The sequence below is a fragment of the Paenibacillus sp. CF095 genome (assembly GCF_900101225.1).
Taxonomy (GTDB): domain Bacteria; phylum Bacillota; class Bacilli; order Paenibacillales; family Paenibacillaceae; genus Paenibacillus.
In genome coordinates, this window is the sequence record NZ_FMZN01000002.1 from 701940 (window position 1) to 722820 (window position 20881).

Consider the following 20881-nt stretch of genomic DNA (forward strand, 5'->3'; position numbering starts at 1 on the left):
AGGTATGCCCCCTATGTTCAACTGGCTCAGCAACATAACCGATCATGTACAGCACCTGACCCAGCGTCTTCATCACCTGCTCGCCCCGCCGGGAGCGACTTGTCTGACATGTGGCACTCGAGCGATGCTGTCTTCTACCTATCCAGGCATATGCCCACGTTGTGTGAAACAGATTCCATGGATCCGTTCCATCCGTTGCCTGCGTTGTGGTCGGGGAGTCGGTTGCCCGGACTGTGCTCGTCCAAACATGCAAAACCGTTCTTTTGTCTCCAATCGCAGCGCCGTACAATACAACACTATAATGAAAGAATGGATCGGCATGTACAAATTCAGAGGCCATGAACGCTACGCACCGCTCTTAACCACTTTTTTAATTCAAGCCTTTCAAGCGATGAGAGATGAACAGAATTCTGCTTTGGCAAAAGAACCCCCAGCCCCCGTGGCTCATCTCGCCACACTTGCTCAACAAACGAAGCCGCAATGGCGGCCTGACGCGGTCACCTATGTCCCGGTGAGCAGCGAGCGTCTGGCCGAGCGCGGCTTCAATCAGGCGGAGCGGTTGGCTGCTGGACTTGCCACCGCCTGCCGCCTGCCCATCGTTGATCTGTTGCAGCGCCAGATCAACACCACCAAACAAAGTTTCAAATCACGCGGTGAACGTATTGAAACGATGAAGAACGCTTTTTCCATCAACCCGGATGGCATGCAGTTAATTGAAGAGCTATACAGTGGAGCTCATCTGCCAACACATATGGGCATATCACATGCTAAACCCATACAGTTACTGCTGATCGATGACATATACACAACAGGTAGCACCTTGGACGCTTGTGGGCGGGTTATCCTAAATGCTGGCTTCTACATGGAGATTCCGGTCGAGATTTTCACACTGACACTGGCAAGATCCTAATCGGCAAATCAGTATATTGAGCTATGTTTAATATTCCTCAAGTCTCCCTGCATACACAACCTACGCTTTACCTTCAAGTAGATAGGAAAATGTGTTCCTGTATTAATAATTTCACATTTGCGAATTCCTGTTTTCGTATTTATACCATATGGAATATAGTTGTTTGATGAAATTATAAATGAAAGCGCAATAAGAAATTTTTTACATGTAAAAAAGAGGAATTGGTTTTCTCGCGCAGAATAGATAGTTTTGCCGTTCACCACAGGTGACAGCACAGGGACTGGCACAACATATCTTTTTGAAGGGGAGAACAAAAGTGGTCGCAGGAAAAAGAAAAAATGGATTTTACTTATGGACTGTCCGTCTACTAGTATTCATGCTGGTATTCGGACAGTTTGGCGTGTACGGGGGGAACCGGGCACATGCAGCGGTAGGAAGCGGGATAGTCTCATCAAGTAATGATTACCAATATGTAATGACCAACAACAACGGCCAGCTACAGGTGAACCAAAAATCAGTTAAACTGAGTTGGGCGAGATCCTACAATATTTCATCAACAGGTTATTCGTTCACCAGAATGCAGTCTATCCTGGGTTTCCCAAGTGATATTACGAATATAAGTTTTGGATCGTATACATCCAAATATGCTGGACAGATCGACAATGCTTTTCTCATTGATTTAAGCCAAGTTCGTGAGATTGCTACTGAGATGACGTACAGACAACCGTATAACCAAGTTGGCGAATGGACGATCACACACTATAATGTGCTAGGTCAACTAACGCCAATTGATGTATATGATTATGATGTAAGACAGTTGAGTTTGGTTGTAAACGCAGATACGGGGGAAGTTGTAGATTTTTACTCTGAACTTAATCCGTACTATACACGTAAAGCTGAACCCGCTTCTTTTACCAAACAGGAGGTAAATCCGTTACCGATTAATAATGTACCCTCTGTGCCTTCGAATATAACGGGTAACTCAAGTGAAAACACGACTCATATTCGCTGGGATCATGCACAGGAAGCTGTACAGTATGAAATTGAGCGTGATGGTATTTTAATGGGGCCTTATTATGGTACGAGCTTGGATGATGCCGTACTCATTCCTAACAAAAATTACTCTTACAAAATACGTGCTATAAATTCTATAGGCAAAAGTGAATGGAGTAGCGTTTTTAATATCAAAACACTGCTTAACGAACCTGTTATCTCCACGAGCTCTGAAGAAGGGAAAAATATAGTAGAGTGGGCTGCAATTAATCATGCCAATGGATATCAACTACAGATTGATGGTGGAGCCCCAATTGATCTGGGTAATGTAACTAATTACGAACACGTTGGTTTGGAGGCCAATTCCAGTCATACCTATGCGTTAAAAGCAGTATCTTCAGATAATGAGAGCAACTGGAGTAGAACGGCTACGCAACTTGTTGTACCTGACTCAGCAAGTGGTTTGAAAATTACAGAAAATACATTCAATAAAATCTCTTTAAGCTGGACTGCAATTAAAGGTTCTAGTGGATATGAACTGGAGGTTGATGGGGTCGTTGTTCCGGTCTCTGGTACAACATACAGCAAGACGGCTCTTACGCCCAATACCGAGCACACATTTCGATTGAGATCTAAAAATGCAGGCGGCGTAGGTAAGTGGACTGACATGCTAACTGTTTCGACACTTCTAAGTACGCCTGTTATTAAAGGGATTTCTTCGCAAGAAGATATGTTTTTGGCATGGCCTGCAATTGAGGGGGCTACCTCTTATGAGGTTGAAGCTGATGGAGTTAACGTAGGAATTGTTGTAGATCCGGCTTATACACACACTGATCTATCACCAGGGACACTTCATAAATATCGTGTACGAGCTTTGAATGATACGAATACAAGTGCATGGACTGCAATTTTGTCCCAAAGTACACTCCCTGGTCCTGTTTCGAATCTCGCAATAAACTCGGTCACTAATGCAGCTATTGGTCTGAAATGGACAGCAGTGACAGGAGCGACAGGATATGATTTGGAGATTGACGGTACAATTGTAGCTGTTACTGGCGTAGCCTACACAAAGAGTAGCCTTGCAGCAAATACAGAACACACCTTCCGTATTCGTTCGAAAAATGCTGCAGGTGTGGGTGATTGGAGTGATCCGCTCAGTACAACGACACTGTTGAATACACCTGTATTAAAGGCGGCATCAGAAGAAACGAATATCAACCTGACTTGGGCCGATGTAGCAGATGCGACTACATACGAGGTTGAGGCGGACGGAGCGGTAGTGGCAACAGTAGAAGAGCCTAACTATAGCCATGCAGCGCTGCTGCCAGGAACTGCCCATAAGTATCGCATTCGTGCGTTGACGGATACCAATACAAGTGCATGGACAGCAATTCTGACGCAGAGTACTATACCTGCATCAGTTACAGGCTTAACGGTTAGCTCGGCTACGAATGTAGCCATTGCATTGAGGTGGACAGCAGTGACTGGAGCGACGGGATATGATCTGGAGATTGATGGTACCGTTGTCCCAGTGACGGGTGTAGCCTATACAAAGAGTGGTCTTGGAGCAAACACAGATCACACCTTCCGTATTCGTTCGAAGAATGCCGCCGGTGTAGGGGCATGGAGTGACTTGATCAATGGAACGACACTTTTGAATACACCGGTATTAAAAGCAGCATCAGAAGAAACTGCAATCAACCTCACGTGGGCTGATGTAGCAGACGCAACGAAGTATGAGATTGAGGCGGATGGAGCAGTAGTGGCAACAGTAGGGGAACCTAGCTTTACCCATACAACACTGCTTCCAGGAACAGCCCATAAATATCGCATTCGTGCGGTAGCCGAGACTAATACAAGTGCATGGACAGCAATTCTGACGCAAAGCACGATTCCTGCTTCAGTGACAGGATTGACCATTAGTTCGATAACGAACGTGGCTATTGCATTGAAGTGGACAGCAGTTACAGGTGCAACGGGATATGATCTGGAGATCGACGGTACCGTTGTCCCAGTAACGGGAGTAGCGTATACGAAGAGTGGTCTTGCAACAAACACAGATCACACCTTCCGTATTCGCTCGAAAAATGCCGCCGGTGTAGGTACATGGAGTGAGTTGATCAGTGGAACAACGCAGTTGAACACACCCGTTTTGAAAGTGACATCGGAAGAGACTGCAATCAACCTCACATGGGCTGATGTAGCAGATGCAACCACTTATGAAATTGAAGCAGATGGTGCAGTGATTGCCACAGTTAGCGATCCGGTATACTCACATAATGGATTGTTACCAGGAACAGCACACAAGTATCGTATACGTGCTCTAACGGATACCAATACGAGTGTATGGACTGCTATGCTGACGCAAAGTACGATACCTGCTTCAGTTGCGGGATTTAATATTAGTTCTGTTACGAATGTGGGCATTACTCTAAAATGGACAGCAGTAACCGGGGCAACAGGTTATGACCTAGAAATTGATGGCACCGTTGTTCCAGTTACTGGAGTTTCCTATACGAAGAGTGGTCTTGCAGCGAATACTGAGCACACCTTCCGTATTCGTTCAAAGAACGCGGCAGGTGTGGGAGTCTGGAGCAATCTGATCAGTGGTATGACTCTTTTGAATACACCTGTATTAAAGGCAACATCGGGAGAAACGGCAATTAATCTATCATGGGCGGATGTAGAAGATATGACCGCGTATGAAGTTGAAGCCGATGGTACAATTGTTGGCATAGTTAGTGAGCCAGTATATACACACGATGGTTTATTGCCCGGAACGGCACACAAGTATAGAGTTCGCGCTTTAAAAGGTGAAAACACAAGTGCATGGACAGCAGTGCTGACGCAAAATACCATCCCTGCTTCCGTTAACGGTTTCATGTTAAATACCGCTACACCTGTTGCTATTTCATTGAAATGGAGCCCTGTTACAGGCGCCACCGCTTACGATTTGGAAATTGACGGTGTTGTAATTTCTGTAAGTGGATCTGCTTATACGAAAAGTGGTCTTCTAGCCAATACAGACCATAACTTCCGTATTCGTGCGAAGAATGCTGCTGGCATGGGTAACTGGAGTGAGTTCGTAACCGCTTCGACCCAATTAAATGTACCAACAACGCTGAAAGCTGTACCTGAAGAAACGGCAGTTACGCTGACATGGAATGAAGTTGTTGGCGCAACAAAATATGAGATTGAGGCAGATGGCATATTGGTTGCTACGGTGAGTGATCCCTTGTATGTCCATAATGGATTACTTGGTGGGACGGCGCATAAATACCGTGTTCGTGCCCTGACCGACACTAATGTGAGTGCATGGACAGCAATGTTGTCCCAAAATACGTTACCTGCCAGTGTCTCAGGTTTGAGTATTAACTCAGCAACCACAGCGGCTATCGCGCTGAGATGGACTGCTGTATCTGGAGCTACAGGGTATGATCTGGAGATTGATGGTACGGTGGTTGCCGTGAGTGGAGTTGCTTATACGAAGAGCGGACTTGCACCAAATACAGAACATACCTTCCGAATTCGTGCTAAAAATGCTTCTGGTGCAGGAGCTTGGAGTGAGAGTATAAGTGGAATGACTCAATTAACTACACCTGTGCTGAAAGGAACTTCGGACAGAACAAACGTTATTCTGAATTGGGACGCTATTGAGGGAGCTTCGTCTTACGAAATTGAAGCCGACGGGCAAATTGTGGCGACTGTCAGTAATGCAACGTTTATTCATTCCGACTTGTTACCGTCCAGTTTGCATAAATATCGTATTCGGGCATTCAATGATCAGAACACAAGCATATGGTCTTCTGTACTAAGTATTAGAACATTGAATTAGTAATGCATAAGGGGGAGCGGGGTTGCATATATGTGCATCCTGTTCCCCTTTTTGTTTTGTAAATAGACTATGGCTTCATCAGAGAAAATAAGGTAATGTATAGTTATTATCTATTCGGAAATGGAAGTTTGAGAGGGGCGTTTTAGCGATGAATCTAGGTAATTGTCCTCGCTGTGGTAAATTATATGCGTTGAATTTTCGAGATGTATGCTCGAATTGTATTAAAGAAATGGAACAGGAATATCAGATCTGTGTAGATTATTTGCGCGAAAACAAAGGCACCAATATACAGGAACTATCTGATGCAACAGATGTTTCGATCAAAACCATTACCAAGTTCATCCGTGAGGGACGGATTTCCATCGAAAATGCCCCGAATATGATGTATCCTTGTGAAGTATGCGGAACATTGATTCGTGAAGGTCATATGTGTGACTCTTGCCGTAATCGTCTAACGAAAGACTTGGCTAGTGCAGCTCGCGATGTAGGTCAGAAGGATAACGGCAATATAGGCGGACGAACCTACAATGCTCTCGACAAACTACGCGATTAATAGGAGCGAGGGCTCAAATACATGTTTTGCTATAACAAATGTTTTGAAACGTACCGATAAACTTATTAAAGATTATCGGTTTTTTTTATTATCCTAATCATCTCGATAACATAAAGATAAAGTAAGAAAAACGTATATCAATGTAAAATTCTAACGTGGAAGGAAGTGTATTTTGAATGAAAATCAATGAACCGAGTAGAATTGGAGCAATCAATTCATATCAAAGGAACGTTGAATCCAATCAGCAGGCTGATGCCAAGAAGAGCCGCCGTAAGGACGAGGTATCCATTTCTCCGGAGGCGATGAAGATGCTTGAGGAACAAAGTCGTACACAGGATGCAGGACGCATACAACGGATACAGGAACTCAAAGAACAGGTGAGTTCGGGAACGTATCAGGTAGATAGCAGCAAGCTTGCTGACAAATTGCTACCGTATTTTAAGTCTTTTGATAAGGAATAGGTGATCACGTAATGGCAGCACTGGACAGATTAATTGCAGTTTTGCAGCAAATGGAACAAAGTCACCGCGATATGCTGGCACTCAGCGAGGTCAAGAGACAGGTCATTGTCAAAAACGATGTGGATGAACTCATTGCCGTTCTGAACAAAGAATCCCGTTTCATGAAACAACAAGAGCCATTGGAGATTGAACGGCAGAGCGCAGTTCACGAATTGCTTCAGGAGCGTGGGATCAAGTCCATGCTGAACCTGAACATTACGGAGATCTCGAAGCTGATTTTTGATCCGGCTGACAAACAGCGATTGCTTGAAGTCCAGAAGAAGCTGGCGGGAACACTGCAAGAGTTAAAGGAAATCAATCAACTGAATCAAAAGCTGATCGAGCAATCGTTGATGTTTATTGATCTTTCAATGGACATCTTTGCTTCTCGGCCAGAACAGGATGCCACATATCAGCATCCTGCTGATAAGAACGGCAATCCAGGGCGAATCGGTCTGTTTGACACGCGTGCCTGATTAATTAGGGGGAAACCAGGTGACATCTACATTTCATTCAATCGAAACGGCTAAACGCAGTTTGTTCACACAGACGACAGCTCTTAGCACAACAGGTCATAACGTAGCCAATGCCAACACGGAAGGGTACTCACGCCAAAAGGTGAACATGCAGGCATCCATTCCAATGGAGCCGTTCGCATTTCTGCATAGCACAACACCAGGACAACTCGGTACAGGGGTAGAGTTCGACTCCATTACACGTGTGCGCGAGAAATTCCTGGACGACCAATATCGTAATGAAAACACCAACTTCGGGAGTTGGTCCATTCAACGAGATACACTTGAGAAACTTGAAGCTATTGTCAACGAGCCATCGGATACCGGTTTTCGGACGGTTATGGATAACTTCTACAAATCATGGTCGGATCTGAGTAAGAATCCTGAGGACGTTACGGCACGCCGGATTGTCAAGGAAACCACACTCGCTCTTACGGATGCGATGAATCAGATTAGCCGCCAATTGGATGCACTCAGTCAGGATTTGGATAGTAACATCGCTGTGAAAAGTAATGAAATCCAGGGTTACCTAGGTAACATTGCGAACCTTAATAGTGCAATTGTGAAAATTGAGTCTCTTGGCGACAATGCCAACGATTTGCGTGACCAACGTGATCTGATGACGGATAAACTGTCCAAAATCATGAATATTACGGTTACTGATTCTCAACAAGGATACCAGATCCAGATGAATGGACAGGCACTTGTTACAGGCGGAGCAGTACAAGTGGCGGCAGATCCTGCTTTTCTGAATGATGCATATACTGCGGGCACACTCACCAATGGTGAAGTTCATGGCATGATTAAGTCCAGAGATACATTGGTAAGTGATTACCGGAAACAAATGGACGACTTGGCGAATACCCTTGCTAACGGAGATATTGAAATTACTCTTCCTGCCGGTTCGGTCTTGCCAGACAATACTGTACTGGATGGTGTTACATACACAGGTGCAGCACGCACACTCGCTACAGACTTGAAGGTTACGGTCAAAGGACTGAACGGTCTGCATCAGCTTGGATACAGCATGGATGGAACTAACTCTGGAGGAGTCCCATTCTTTACAGCAGCGGGTGGTGGAACAGCCATTACAGCCGGCAATATCTCATTGAACGCAGAGATTTTGGCTGATCCGAATAAGATTGCGACTTCACTCCGCACATCGGATGCTTCTGGTACAGAGACTGTTATCAAAGGTAACAATACACTTGCTATCTTGCTGGCGAATCTGAAAGATACACCGATGAAATCTGCAGACGGTTTACGTAATGCAACAATCGGTGCACAATTCAGTGCCATTGTGGGACAACTGGGGGTACAATCTCAGGAAGCTGCACGTCAGACATCCAACTCGGAGTTTCTTGTGGAGCAAGTGGACACCCGTCGTCAATCCGTGAGTGGCGTATCTTTGGATGAAGAGATGTCCAATATGATCAAGTTCCAGCATGCATATAATGCATCTGCTCGATTTATGACGACATATGATGAATTACTTGATAAGTTAATTAACTCTACTGGGACAGTAGGCAGATAATAGAAGGGAGTGACATATCAGACCATGAGAATAACGAATAATATGCTCAGTTCACAGCTACTTTTGAACTTAAACCGGAACGCACAGCAGATGAACAACACCCAGACCCAACTGGCAACAGGTCGCAAGATCAACAAACCTTCAGACGATCCGGTAGGGATTACTTACTCCCTTCGTTATCGTGCAGAACTTTCATCGAATGATCAATATCAGAAAAACGTAGACAGTGCTATATCATGGCTTGAGTTTAATGATACGGTTATGAATCAGGCGGGGAATGTTGTGCAGCGTCTACGTGAGTTGACGGTACAAGCTTCGACTGGAACGAACCCACAGTCTGCTCTAGATAGCATTAAAGAAGAGGTAAAACAACTTAATGAACAGTTGATTGATATCTCCAATAGTAAGCTTAACGGCAAATATGTTTTCAATGGTGAGACATATGATGTGAAACCGTACGATTTCCCTGCAAATCCTGATGGTACGTTGGATACAACGAATGCTGCCTCTGTTGTTACGGATAAAGGGAAGATTAACTTCATTGTAGGTGAAAGTGTTCAATTGCCTATTAATGTGAGTGGTAATGAAGTATTTGGAACAGAGACGGAAGAAGACAATCTTTTTGTCATCATGAATACCATTATGCAAGCTTTAACTGAAGGTGATCAGAAAGAGCTATCTGATCAGTTGGATAACATCGATAGTAGAATGGGTAAAATGTTGTCGATTCGATCCGAAATTGGAGCAAAGACTAACCGTGTTGACTTGATGATGGGGCGCTTGGAAGATCTCGGTATTAATCTGACAGATCTGCAATCTAAGGTGGAAGATGCGGATTACGCAGAACTATCTTTGCAATCTAAAATTCAAGAAAATATCTATAATGCTTCTCTTTCAGCAGGTGCCAAAATCATCTCGCCATCTCTGGTGGACTTCCTGAGATAATATAAGGAGGAGCCATGTTATGAACACTCTTCCTGTTGTTCAGATTCGAACTACGCCATCTATTTTAAACATGGATGCTGACCCTGGACAGTACTCCATTCGTCAGCCTAAGGCGGAGGTTCAACTTCATACCAAACCTGCAAAACTGACTGTACAAAGCCATCCAATTGAGCTGAACGTTGATCAAAGCAAGGCATTCTCTGCATATACCGGTGGCAACATGATTGATATGAACGCTCGTATCTATTCGGGGATCCAACAGAATTTTCTGCAAAATATAGCTTCACGTGTAGAACAGGGTAATCAGTTAGCAGCTATTCATAAACCGGGAAATACGATTGCTAATATTGTGGGTACCGACTGGAAGCCGCAACCTTTTCCGGAGACGAGAACCCCTGCTTCGTTTGATAATGTGGATATTCGTATCAACACAAGACCTCCAGATATTAGCTATGATCCGGCGGTCTCTGAGATGAACGTCATCGTGAATAAGCCAGAAATTGAGTATCAGAGAGGCAAACTGGACATTTATGTAAAACAGTACGCATCAGTGCAATACACTCCACCAGCCATAGATATGGAGTTATAAGTTATAATGTGAGCTATAGACGGTCTCGGACGCAGCCCTCTATGGCTCTTTTTGTATAAATTCATCGCCAAGGAGGCGTTTATTATTCATATTCAGACAAGCATGTGGGGAGAAGTAGAGGTTCAGGAGAAAGACATATATCAATTTCCAAAAGGGTTACCTGGATTTGATGAGGAGACTGAGTTTGCGCTAATCCCATGGGAAGACACGCCTTTTAGTTATTTACAATCTGTTCGAGAAAAGGATTTGTCTTTCTTATTGGTAAGTCCATTCACATTTGTTGCGGATTATAGTTTTGAATTAAGCGAAGTGGATAAGCAAGAATTGGAGATTGCAGAGCAAGTATCAGTATACTCTCTGGTCACAATTCATTCCCAGACGAATAATTCCACAATGAACCTACTTGCACCTGTTGTGCTCAATCCCAAAAAGCGTCTAGGTAAGCAAGTTATACTCCATCAGTCGATCTATGAGACGCGCCATCTGATCTGGTCAGAAGACGAAGAAGCTAAATCCGTGAAGGGCGGGGTGTGAGATGCTGGTATTATCGCGAAAAAAGGGCGAGTCTATTATCATTCAGGACCACATCGAAGTGACGGTACTTGCAGTTGAGGGAGATACTGTGCGTATCGGGATATCTGCACCCAAACATATTGATATCTTTCGTCAGGAGGTCTATGCCTCTATTCAGGAAGCAAACAGAGAGTCTGCAACACCACTTGCAGCCAATGTTGAGGCCTTTATGGAGCGTCTTAGAAATAACGGAATAAAAAAAGATTAAAAAATATTCCAATTTGCTATAAACAGTTGTTCACCTTCCGTCGATATATAATTTAGACGCTGCTTCGGCAGGGCGGCCGACCTTAATGTCGCGGCGTTTACCACATGGATGTGGAACTAATTTATCTTCAGGGAGGAAATACTCTAATGATTATCAACCATAATATCGCGGCGTTGAACACACACCGTCAACTGTCTGCAAACACTGCTAACACTAACAAAAATATCGAAAAATTGTCTTCCGGTCTTCGCATCAACCGTGCTGGTGACGATGCTGCAGGTTTGGCAATTTCCGAAAAAATGCGCGGCCAAATCCGTGGTTTGGACCAAGCTTCCCGTAACGCTCAAGATGGTATCTCTTTGATCCAAACAGCTGAGGGTGCATTGAACGAAACTCACTCCATCCTGCAACGTATGCGTGAGCTTTCCAACCAATCCGCGAACGGAACAAACACTGATTCCGATCGTCAAGCTCTGCAAGACGAAATGAACCAACTGACTTCCGAGATCAACCGTATCGGTAACACAACTGAGTTCAATACTCAAAAATTGCTTAACGGTGGTATTGGTTCAGGCGAGAGTGGTAAATTGACTCAAGCAACTAGTGCTACAGTAACTGCAAGTGGTGCAGTTACTGCTGCAACTTCTACTACTAAACTTACAGTTGACAATGTTACTTTTGATATTAGTGGGGTAACTGTTGCTACTGCAGATGAAGCTGGTGCTAAGGCTGCTGCAACTGAACTTGGAAACAAAACATCAGGTGGAACTAAATTGTCAGATTTGGTAGACATCACGACTGATGGTGCTGGTTCACTCGTTTTCACTGCGAAATCTACAGGAACTTCTAGTTCTATCTCCTTTAGTGCAGACGATGCAGCTCTGGGGATTACAGCAGCAACTGACACTAACACAGGCTCTCCTTCTACTGTAGAACGTGCTGGACTTCAAGCTACTGCTGCACTTGGTGCTGGTGGTGCCACTTCAATCGCTGCTGGAAGTACTTTTAAAGTTACAGTTGGAACTGATAGTGAAGTTGAGGTTAAACTTAACGAAGGTACAGATCCTAAGGTTTACGATACGAACAATACCGATAAAAATGTGGCTAATGCTGCTAGACAAGATTTCATTAAGGATCTCAATGCTGCGTTGCAAAAAGCTGGTCTTGATTCCAAGGTAACTGCTTCACTTTCGGAAGATAACAAAGTTCAGTTCATTTCCGAAACAGGTAAAGATATCAGTATTGCTGATGGTACAAACACGCCACTTGCTGGTGCGACTGGATTGGCATTTACTACAGCAGGTGATATGACAGCTATCGGCAATATTGATCAAGTTGTAGGCGCTGGAGCACAAGGCGTAGGCTTCTCTACGAAGTTCCAAATCGGTGCTAACACTGGTCAATCTATGTCCTTGACAATCAATGATGTTCGTTCCGCTGCCCTGGGTATTACAGGTAACGCTGGACAAGCTGGTTTCACGAAAGAGAACTCCGTTACTAACGGAACGAATGATATCAAAGCTGAAGCAGCTCTGAATATCTCCACTCGTGAAGATGCTTCCAAAGCAATCAACATCTTGGACAAAGCAACTTCCCTGGTTTCCAGCGAACGCGCTAAATTGGGTGCTGTTCAAAACCGTTTGGAGCACACAATCAACAACTTGGGAACGGCTTCCGAGAACTTGACAGCTGCTGAATCCCGTATCCGTGACGTTGACATGGCTAAAGAAATGATGAGCCAAACGAAAAACAACATCTTGGCTCAAGCAGCTCAAGCAATGTTGGCTCAAGCTAACCAACAACCACAAGGCGTTCTGCAATTGCTTCGTTAATTCTATCTTGTTACTTCTTAAACCTTGGATCTCTGATCCAAGGTTTTTTTATTAGATTTTACATATTTCCTAAAGCTGGACAGGCGATACGCCGATATATACTATAAATGCGAAATAGTTGGAGGTCGTTCAAGGGTGAACATTCAATTTTCCTTATCTGCTGCCTCATCTGCAAGTAATCCTGCTATAGAGGTGCAGCACCCGGCAGGCGCTTCTCAAGCGGGAACCGACACAGTAAACATCAGGACAGCGAAAGAAGCCTATAGCAAAGAAAAGCAGGGTGTAAATCTATCTGTGGGAGAAGAACTGCTGATCCGCAATATTGACCGAGCAGTGAAAGCACTACAAGGTCCGGAGACAACGCTGGACATCAGCATCCACGAGAAGACACATGATATTATGGTCAAGGTGCTTAACAAGGAAACGGGAGAAGTGCTTCGGGAGATTCCACCTGAGAAGACATTGGATTTGGTAGCCAAGATGATGGAAATAGCGGGCATCCTGATCGACGAGAAAGTATAAAGGTTAAAAAATATTCTAACGAGCGAGGAGTGAATTTATGCGTATTAATGGATTTTCCGGTATGGACATCGATAGTATGGTCAAGGAACTTATGACAGCCAAACGAGCTCCTTTGGATAAATTGAATCAGAAAAAAACACTGATGGAGTGGCAACGTGATAGTTATCGGGAATTGAACAGTAAAATGTATGAATTCCGAAATACCAAACTACAACAGACATACAGACAGTCTGCAGCCCTTAATACACAGAAAGCGATTGTAACAGGGAATACGGATGCGGTTAGAGTAGATGCGACTTCTGCGGCAAATGGTATCCCAATGAAGATAAGTGTTGAGGCATTGGCGACAGCAACCAAGGGAGAGACGGATGGGGTTGGTCTCGGTTATAAGGCATCTCAATCGCTTGCGGAGTTGGTTAAAGGTGTTAAATTTGGTACTAGTAACTCTTCCATTACGGAAGCTGATAATAAAGAAGAATATAAAATTAAAATAAATAACGGGCAAGAACTTACATTTAAGGGTTCAGATTCGATTTCCTCCGTTGTTGCAAAAATCAATAGTGCGTCGGATTTAAAAGTTACGGCTACTTTTGATGAGCTTACGGGTAAGCTCTCCATTGCTTCTAAGACACTTGGTAGTAAAGGTGAAGTCAGTATTGGGACATTAGATCCGGCAGCCAATTCACTGCTTGATGTTTTCAAAACCGACAAAACTCAAGCATTCACACCGGTTACAGGAACAGATGCTATAGTTAAAATTAATGGTGTTGAATTAAAAGATCCTCGTCCTGAAAGTAATATTATTACGTATAATGGCGTGCAAATGAACTTGCTCGCTGTTACTGTAACAAGGGATGCAAGTAATAATATAATATCTGACAACCCTTTTACAATCTCAACGCAAAGTGATCCTCAGAAGGCTTTGGATTCCATGAAGGCTTTTGTGGATGATTACAATAAGATGTTGACACTGCTTAACACGAAGGTTGGAGAGGAGAAATACCGTAGCTTTCAACCTCTAACTGACGAACAGAGAAAGAGCATGACCGAAAGTGATATTAAGTTATGGGAAGAGAAAGCAAAGAGTGGTTTATTAAAAAATGATGATATCCTTGCAGATCTTGTCTCCAAGATGCGTAATATTATGGGCGAGAATATGGGACAGCTCAGTAATATCGGGATCACGGGTGGTAAATACTTTGAAGGTGGAAAATTGATTCTGGATGAAGCCAAGTTTAAGGAAGCAGTCTTGAACAATCCCCAACAAGTAGCTGATCTATTTCAAGGAACAGGCACAGGTGTTAAAGACTCAATTTTTGGAAAACTGTATGATGATTTTGATAAGACAATGGATAAAATCGCAACACGTGCGGGTACAACCAAATTTAGTGGGGATCTTAACAGTATCTATAAAGAAGAAAGTATTATGGGTAGGGAGTTAAAAGGATATAACAAAGAGATTTCAGCACTTGAAAAACGCCTAACAGCTCTTGAGAATCGTTACTACAAACAATTCACAGCTATGGAGACGGCAATGAGCAAGTATCAAAGTCAGGCTTCAAGCTTATCCAGTTTCTTCTCCAGCTAAGTTAACTTAAAGATTGAAAGGGTGTAAATATGATTAAGTCTCCATATGATCAATATCGTCAGTCGTCCGTTCAGACCTCTTCACCGGGTCAGTTGTTGATAATGTTGTATGATGGAGCTATTCGTTTTGTACGGACAGCGATTGATGGATTGGGTGCCAAGGATTATCAGAAGGTTAGTCTGAATCTTGGAAAAGCACAAACCATTGTTAGCGAGTTATCAGTTACATTGGATCGCTCTTCTGATATTGCAGAGAATCTTAATGCTTTGTACGAATATATTAATTTTCTTCTTATTGATGCTAATACGAAGAAAACTGCTGAGCCAGCTGAGGAAGCTCTGGGTTATTTGAAAGAGTTGAAAGAGACCTGGGTTCAGGCAAGCAAAATGGTATCCTCATCTGAACTTGGAGCCGTTCATGGATGATTTGATTAAAGAGCTAGAGCAGCTAACGCAAGATATCATGCTTCAGATTGATGAAGTGAGTTCAGATGAATTGGAACTATTTGTGGACAAGCGTCAGAACATTATCGATTCTATGTTAAAGCAGGATCAGCGTGAAGCTTCAATGTCTCAACAAGCAAGGCTTAAGAAGATTATGGATAATGATCAAACCATTCTGATGCGCATGAACAGCTTGAAGATCGAAGCTAAAGACTGGCTCATTCAACGCAAACAGGCTAAAGTACAGAAGAATGCATATGAGACGTCTTACGCAGTGGACAGTATTATTGTAGACACAAAAAGATATTAAATAATAATAATATAGAAGGATGTAAGATACCTGTGAGGGATATTTTATGTCCTTTTCTATTGACTTATCTTTTTTTTAATTTTTCTAAAAGATTCTAAATTATAAAGGAGTAAAAACGCAAATTGTATCTAGTCCTCGTTATCTGAACAGTAGCCTCTCATCCAATCGCCTATCATTAATACATCAAAAATAGACTTACTAACTCTCCAATTACCTGATATATTCAAGTTATCCCACCTTTCAACACAAACCCCAATTAATCTACAAAAAATTCCAAGAAAACATTTACTTTTCCAATTGACAATGGATAACTTTGGGTGGTATTATCTGAATTGTGGGCAGAGGTTAAGGCCGAAAGCTTCACTTCATTTGATGACGAAGGGAATGTTAGTGCATGCAAGGTAAAGTAAAATGGTTCAACGCAGAAAAAGGTTACGGTTTCATTGAGACTGAAGATGGCGGCGACGTATTCGTACATTTCTCCGCAATTCAATCCGAAGGATTCAAAACTTTGGAAGAAGGTCAATCCGTAGAATTCGACATCGTCGAAGGCGCACGTGGACCGCAAGCAGCTAACGTAATCAAATTATAATCATCCGGACAATCCGACCTACATATATGGTTAGATGGTTACCAAATTGAATTATCGCTAGCATCAGACTCCGGTACTTTCCGGGGTCTTTTTTTGTTTTAACAGATTCGAGATTTGAGGATCATCCTAGACACATTATTCTAGTGAATTTAATAGATTCAAGAGATAGATTGAAGTTCATTTTACATATTAGATTGAGCAAGCTCAAAATGGGTTAATTACATCATCAAGCGCCTAATAATTCATACCATGTAAATATTCGATTATGGCTGAATATGATGAAATATCGCGAAATATGGCGTTATGCCTACGTTGGCAGATGTGGCTTGAACAGATGTCATTATTCGGTCACCGGGAGTTTTTACATGGCGCTTACATTCGTGTTATAATGAAGTGGCAAAGGAAAAAGGAGGAGTGCCCTATGAATTTAAGTATTCGAGGTCAACAAATCGAGGTTACTGATGCTTTGAAGGATTATGTCGACAAAAAGTTGAGTAGACTCGAGAAGTATTTCGATGCACCCCTTAACTCTGACGGTGCTGTTACATTGAGCACGACGAGAGGTTTGCATACGGTAGAGGTGACGATCCCTTTGAAAGGCATTGTGCTCCGCGCCGAGGATGAGAGCGACGATATGTACGCATCTATTGACTCCGTGGTGGACAAGCTGGAACGTCAGATCCGCAAACACAAAACAAAAATTAACCGTAAGTTCCGCCAGGAAGGTAGCCTGAAAACACTCTTCGTTGAAGATCCAACAGGTACTGTAGCTACAGCTGAACTGGATGCGGACACGGATGACGATGATCTGGAAGTTGTACGGACGAAACGCTTTATGTTGAAACCAATGGACGTGGAAGAGGCCATACTCCAAATGAACATGGTTGGTCACAATTTTTTCGTATTCTCCAACATTGACAGTGAAGAAGTTAGCGTTGTGTACAAACGGAACGATGGTAAGTACGGATTGATCGAACAAGGTTAATTTAACTTACAGGATCATCGGATTGAACATGTATATGAATATTTAATAATAATGAACACAGGGACTATTGTTTCCTGGATTAGATTTATCAAGAGCTTCCATCCCTTAGGGGATGGGGCTCTTTTGTGCGTAGAGGAGCTGGGAAATGATCTTTGGAAATAAAATGGTGAAACTATTCCCTATGCTGCTGCGTCTAATAGATAGTAAGAAGAAGCACAAACTGTAAAAGTTTACTGCCAGATTCCGATGCTTACGAAAATATTCGTACGCCTACATTCGAGAACTGGATATTGAGATTTCCATCCAAATTTACCATCAAAATTCGTTGACAGGGCTGTCTATCCTGCAAAACGAAACATGACAATCGAACGCTTCCGCTAACGACTATGATTTTTTGCACTTAAACTCCATTTGATATGGCTCAGAAGTTCAAAGAAGTGTGCCGTGGCGTGTTGCGGCGGCCCTTACAAACTGTTACAATTTATGCAAAGAGAATCATTGTCCTGATGAGGAATTGTCAACGAATGATCGCTAATCATAATCAATGACAGGCACAGCACCATGAACATGATTCGCAAGGCTCGGGCTTCGGCTAGTTTTTAATAACCGAATCCGTTTGAATACCGAATCAGCTTCATGAGAAACCCTTGGCAAGCCTGGAGTTGATTCATCCATATTACTTTTTATATTGTTTGTCACCCCCGGGCAAGTGGATGCAACATCCATCCGATGGTGTCGCGTGGCGGCAACAGGGGGTCTATTCTGTTTTGCACGAAAGGGGTATACCATGCTAGGACTTGTCAAAAAGATCTTCGGCGACATGAATGAACGTGATGTTAAACGTCTGATGAAGACGGTCGATGTGATCAATAAACTGGAACCACAATTTCAGGCGTTGTCTGATGAACAACTGAAAGGTAAAACGGACGAATACCGTGCTCGTATTGAAAAGGGAGAAACAACAGATGAGCTTCTTCCAGAGGCATTTGCAACCGTACGTGAGGCATCACGCCGTGTACTGGGCAAACGTCACTACGATGTACAGATGCTGGGCGGTATCGCTCTGCATGAAGGCCGTATTTCCGAGATGAAAACGGGTGAAGGTAAAACGCTGGTAGGAACACTTCCGGTATATCTGAACGCATTGATGTCCAAAGGTGTACACGTGGTCACGGTCAATGACTATTTGGCACAGCGGGATAGCCAGGAAATGGGACAAATCTATGAATTCATGGGCATGACGGTAGGGGTTAACCTGAGCGGTATGGACCATGCTTTGAAACAACATGCATATGCATGTGATATTACGTACGGAACGAACAACGAGTTTGGTTTTGACTATCTGCGTGACAACATGGTGCTGTACAAGGAGCAAATGGTACAACGTCCATTGTTCTTCTGTATCATTGATGAAGTAGACTCCATCCTGGTCGATGAGGCGCGTACGCCACTCATTATCTCCGGACAAGCTCAGAAATCGACGGATATGTACTATGCAGCAGATCGTTTTGTGAAACGTTTGGTGCCGGAAGAAGACTTTACGGTAGACATTAAGGTGAAATCCGTAGCGTTGACTGAGGCGGGCGTGGCAAAAGCAGAGAAAGCATTTGGTATCGAGAACTTGTATGATCATGCCAACGTTACTCTCAACCATCACATCGTACAGGGCCTGAAAGCCAACGTAATCATGCGTCGTGACGTGGATTATGTGGTCAGTGATGAAGAGGTTATGATCGTTGATGAATTCACAGGTCGTCTGATGTCTGGACGTCGTTATAGTGATGGATTGCACCAGGCGATTGAAGCCAAAGAAGGTATCGAAGTACAAAACGAGAGCATGACGCTTGCTACGATTACCTTCCAGAACTATTTCCGGATGTACCGTAAACTTGCGGGTATGACGGGTACAGCGAAAACCGAGGAAGAAGAGTTCAAAAAAATCTACGGTCTCGAAGTACTGCAGATTCCAACTAACCGTCCGAACAAACGGGATGACATGGCAGATGTCGTGTATAAGAGCATCGATGGCAAGTTCAAAGCGGTTGTGGAAGAGATTGTGGAACGCCACAGCAAGAATCAACCGGTTCTGGTAGGTACAGTATCCATCGAGAACTCTGAACGCCTGTCTGACATGCTTAAGCGTCGTGGTGTAAAACACCAGGTACTGAACGCCAAGTACCATGCGGAAGAAGCAGAGATCATCTCAGGAGCTGGTCAAGCGGGTGCAGTAACGATTGCAACCAACATGGCTGGACGGGGTACGGATATTATCTTGGGTGAAGGTGTAGCTGAAGTAGGCGGCCTTCATATTATCGGTACAGAGCGTCACGAATCACGCCGGATTGATAATCAGCTGCGTGGTCGTGCAGGACGTCAAGGTGACCCGGGTTCAACACAATTCTACCTGTCACTGGGTGATGAATTGATGAGACGTTTCGGTGCAGACAATGTACTGAACATGATGGAGCGCCTTGGTTTTGAAGAAGACCAACCGATCGAGAGCCGGATGATTACCCGTGCAGTAGAATCGGCGCAGAAACGTGTTGAAGGTAACAACTTTGACGTGCGTAAAGTCGTTCTCCAATATGATGATGTCATGAACCAACAACGTGAAATTATATATAAACAGCGCCGCGAGGTACTGGAGTCCGAAAATATTAAACAGATCGTTATGGATATGATCAAACCTTCCATTGAACGTATCGTTGAAGCTCACTGTGGTGACGATATTCCAGAAAACTGGGAGTTGCAGGAAGTTGCCGATTACATGAACAGCAAATTGCTGGATGATGGTTCGGTAACAAAAGATGATCTGTGGGGTAAGGAAGCAGAAGAAATCATCGAGTTCCTGTTCACGAAAGTTCAGAACAAGTACAACGCACGTGAAGAGCGAATTGGCGAAGATATGGTTCGTGAGTTCGAGAAAGTGGTTGTACTTCGTGCAGTAGACAGCAAGTGGATGGATCATATTGATGCTATGGATCAATTGCGTCAAGGTATCCACCTTCGCGCATACGGCGGTACAGATCCACTGCGTGAGTACCAGTTCGAAGGCTTCGAGATGTTCCATCAGATGATCGCTTCGATTCAGGAAGAAGTAGCGACTTATGTGATGAGAGCACAGATCGAGAGCAATCAGGAGCGTCAAGCAGTTGTTGAGGAAAGTCAGATCTCGACAAGCGGTGAACCTGCTGAGAAACGTCCAGTGAAGGTTTCTGACCAAATCGGACGTAACGATCCATGCCCATGCGGTAGTGGCAAGAAGTTCAAACACTGCCACGGTCAAGAGTAGTACGATGGTTTTTATATACACTTTAGTGTAATAAGTTGAACCTTGATTTTACACCATAACGGAGAGTGCAGAAGCAATCTGAAGAAGCGGAGCGTTCGCCTTTATCCTCGGATTTTCCCCTTGTAAGAGGGGATCAAGAAAATCTGGGGATAAGAGCGATCG

General features: G+C 43.6%; 18 protein-coding genes. All 18 read left to right on the plus strand.

All coding sequences use genetic code 11. The features are described from left to right. The first annotated feature begins 13 nt into the window (after positions 1-13). The gene (locus tag BLS69_RS22305) at positions 14-910 is read left to right on the plus strand and encodes a ComF family protein (protein WP_091036358.1); all 897 of its coding nucleotides are present in this window, start codon (positions 14-16) and stop codon (positions 908-910) included. A gap of 316 nt (positions 911-1226) precedes the next feature. Further along, positions 1227-5738 carry a fibronectin type III domain-containing protein gene (locus BLS69_RS22310; protein ID WP_091036360.1) on the plus strand — a complete coding sequence of 1504 codons (4512 nt, stop codon included), beginning with the start codon at positions 1227-1229 and terminating at the stop codon, positions 5736-5738. A gap of 148 nt (positions 5739-5886) precedes the next feature. Further along, positions 5887-6291, plus strand: coding sequence for a TIGR03826 family flagellar region protein (locus tag BLS69_RS22315; protein WP_091036363.1), 405 nt, complete (start codon positions 5887-5889; stop codon positions 6289-6291). 176 nt (positions 6292-6467) lie between these two features. Further along, complete coding sequence (gene flgM / locus BLS69_RS22320; protein WP_047840678.1) at positions 6468-6752, plus strand: flagellar biosynthesis anti-sigma factor FlgM; 285 nt, start codon at positions 6468-6470, stop codon at positions 6750-6752. 11 nt (positions 6753-6763) lie between these two features. After that, entirely contained in the window at positions 6764-7267 is a 504-nt protein-coding gene (locus BLS69_RS22325) for a flagellar protein FlgN (protein ID WP_076333996.1), read from the plus strand. A 19-nt stretch (positions 7268-7286) separates the two neighbouring features. Next, positions 7287-8840, plus strand: coding sequence for a flagellar hook-associated protein FlgK (gene flgK, locus BLS69_RS22330; protein ID WP_091036364.1), 1554 nt, complete (start codon positions 7287-7289; stop codon positions 8838-8840). Positions 8841-8864: 24 nt separating this feature from the next. Further along, positions 8865-9785: a flagellar hook-associated protein FlgL gene (flgL, locus tag BLS69_RS22335; RefSeq protein ID WP_091036367.1), complete on the plus strand. Its 921-nt coding sequence runs from the start codon at positions 8865-8867 to the stop codon at positions 9783-9785. A gap of 19 nt (positions 9786-9804) precedes the next feature. Beyond that, positions 9805-10374, plus strand: a complete 570-nt coding sequence (locus tag BLS69_RS22340; RefSeq protein WP_091036369.1) for a DUF6470 family protein — start codon at positions 9805-9807, stop codon at positions 10372-10374. A 51-nt stretch (positions 10375-10425) separates the two neighbouring features. Beyond that, positions 10426-10908 (plus strand): flagellar assembly protein FliW, encoded by a 483-nt coding sequence (gene fliW, locus BLS69_RS22345; protein ID WP_256332387.1) that lies wholly within the window; start codon positions 10426-10428, stop codon positions 10906-10908. Position 10909: 1 nt separating this feature from the next. Further along, positions 10910-11155, plus strand: coding sequence for a carbon storage regulator CsrA (gene csrA, locus BLS69_RS22350; RefSeq protein ID WP_091036372.1), 246 nt, complete (start codon positions 10910-10912; stop codon positions 11153-11155). 146 nt (positions 11156-11301) lie between these two features. Continuing rightward, a complete protein-coding gene (locus BLS69_RS22355) occupies positions 11302-12987 on the plus strand; it encodes a flagellin N-terminal helical domain-containing protein (protein WP_091036375.1) in 1686 nt (561 codons plus the stop codon). A gap of 135 nt (positions 12988-13122) precedes the next feature. Further along, positions 13123-13509, plus strand: coding sequence for a flagellar protein FlaG (locus BLS69_RS22360; protein ID WP_091036377.1), 387 nt, complete (start codon positions 13123-13125; stop codon positions 13507-13509). A gap of 37 nt (positions 13510-13546) precedes the next feature. Further along, positions 13547-15097: a flagellar filament capping protein FliD gene (fliD, locus tag BLS69_RS22365; RefSeq protein ID WP_091036380.1), complete on the plus strand. Its 1551-nt coding sequence runs from the start codon at positions 13547-13549 to the stop codon at positions 15095-15097. Between the two features lie 29 nt (positions 15098-15126). Then, positions 15127-15522 carry a flagellar export chaperone FliS gene (fliS, locus tag BLS69_RS22370; protein ID WP_091036383.1) on the plus strand — a complete coding sequence of 132 codons (396 nt, stop codon included), beginning with the start codon at positions 15127-15129 and terminating at the stop codon, positions 15520-15522. Then, entirely contained in the window at positions 15515-15850 is a 336-nt protein-coding gene (locus tag BLS69_RS22375; protein ID WP_091036386.1) for a flagellar protein FliT, read from the plus strand. The genes fliS and BLS69_RS22375 overlap by 8 nt, the downstream gene beginning before the upstream one ends. Positions 15851-16244: 394 nt before the next feature. Continuing rightward, positions 16245-16442 carry a cold shock domain-containing protein gene (locus BLS69_RS22380; protein WP_024631599.1) on the plus strand — a complete coding sequence of 66 codons (198 nt, stop codon included), beginning with the start codon at positions 16245-16247 and terminating at the stop codon, positions 16440-16442. Between the two features lie 421 nt (positions 16443-16863). Then, positions 16864-17427 (plus strand): ribosome hibernation-promoting factor, HPF/YfiA family, encoded by a 564-nt coding sequence (hpf, locus tag BLS69_RS22385; protein WP_047840659.1) that lies wholly within the window; start codon positions 16864-16866, stop codon positions 17425-17427. A gap of 787 nt (positions 17428-18214) precedes the next feature. Then, positions 18215-20719, plus strand: coding sequence for a preprotein translocase subunit SecA (gene secA / locus BLS69_RS22390; RefSeq protein WP_091036389.1), 2505 nt, complete (start codon positions 18215-18217; stop codon positions 20717-20719). Positions 20720-20881: the final 162 nt, after the last annotated feature.

What these genes read in the sequence shown, in the direction of transcription:
- BLS69_RS22305 (WP_091036358.1), top strand. Translation starts at nt 14, where the DNA reads ATGTTCAACTGGCTCAGCAACATAACCGATCATGTACAGCACCTGACC.
- BLS69_RS22315 (WP_091036363.1), top strand. Translation starts at nt 5,887, where the DNA reads ATGAATCTAGGTAATTGTCCTCGCTGTGGTAAATTATATGCGTTGAAT.
- flgM (WP_047840678.1), top strand. Translation starts at nt 6,468, where the DNA reads ATGAAAATCAATGAACCGAGTAGAATTGGAGCAATCAATTCATATCAA.
- BLS69_RS22325 (WP_076333996.1), top strand. Translation starts at nt 6,764, where the DNA reads ATGGCAGCACTGGACAGATTAATTGCAGTTTTGCAGCAAATGGAACAA.
- flgL (WP_091036367.1), top strand. Translation starts at nt 8,865, where the DNA reads ATGAGAATAACGAATAATATGCTCAGTTCACAGCTACTTTTGAACTTA.
- BLS69_RS22340 (WP_091036369.1), top strand. Translation starts at nt 9,805, where the DNA reads ATGAACACTCTTCCTGTTGTTCAGATTCGAACTACGCCATCTATTTTA.
- csrA (WP_091036372.1), top strand. Translation starts at nt 10,910, where the DNA reads ATGCTGGTATTATCGCGAAAAAAGGGCGAGTCTATTATCATTCAGGAC.
- BLS69_RS22355 (WP_091036375.1), top strand. Translation starts at nt 11,302, where the DNA reads ATGATTATCAACCATAATATCGCGGCGTTGAACACACACCGTCAACTG.
- fliD (WP_091036380.1), top strand. Translation starts at nt 13,547, where the DNA reads ATGCGTATTAATGGATTTTCCGGTATGGACATCGATAGTATGGTCAAG.
- fliS (WP_091036383.1), top strand. Translation starts at nt 15,127, where the DNA reads ATGATTAAGTCTCCATATGATCAATATCGTCAGTCGTCCGTTCAGACC.
- BLS69_RS22375 (WP_091036386.1), top strand. Translation starts at nt 15,515, where the DNA reads ATGGATGATTTGATTAAAGAGCTAGAGCAGCTAACGCAAGATATCATG.
- BLS69_RS22380 (WP_024631599.1), top strand. Translation starts at nt 16,245, where the DNA reads ATGCAAGGTAAAGTAAAATGGTTCAACGCAGAAAAAGGTTACGGTTTC.
- hpf (WP_047840659.1), top strand. Translation starts at nt 16,864, where the DNA reads ATGAATTTAAGTATTCGAGGTCAACAAATCGAGGTTACTGATGCTTTG.
- secA (WP_091036389.1), top strand. Translation starts at nt 18,215, where the DNA reads ATGCTAGGACTTGTCAAAAAGATCTTCGGCGACATGAATGAACGTGAT.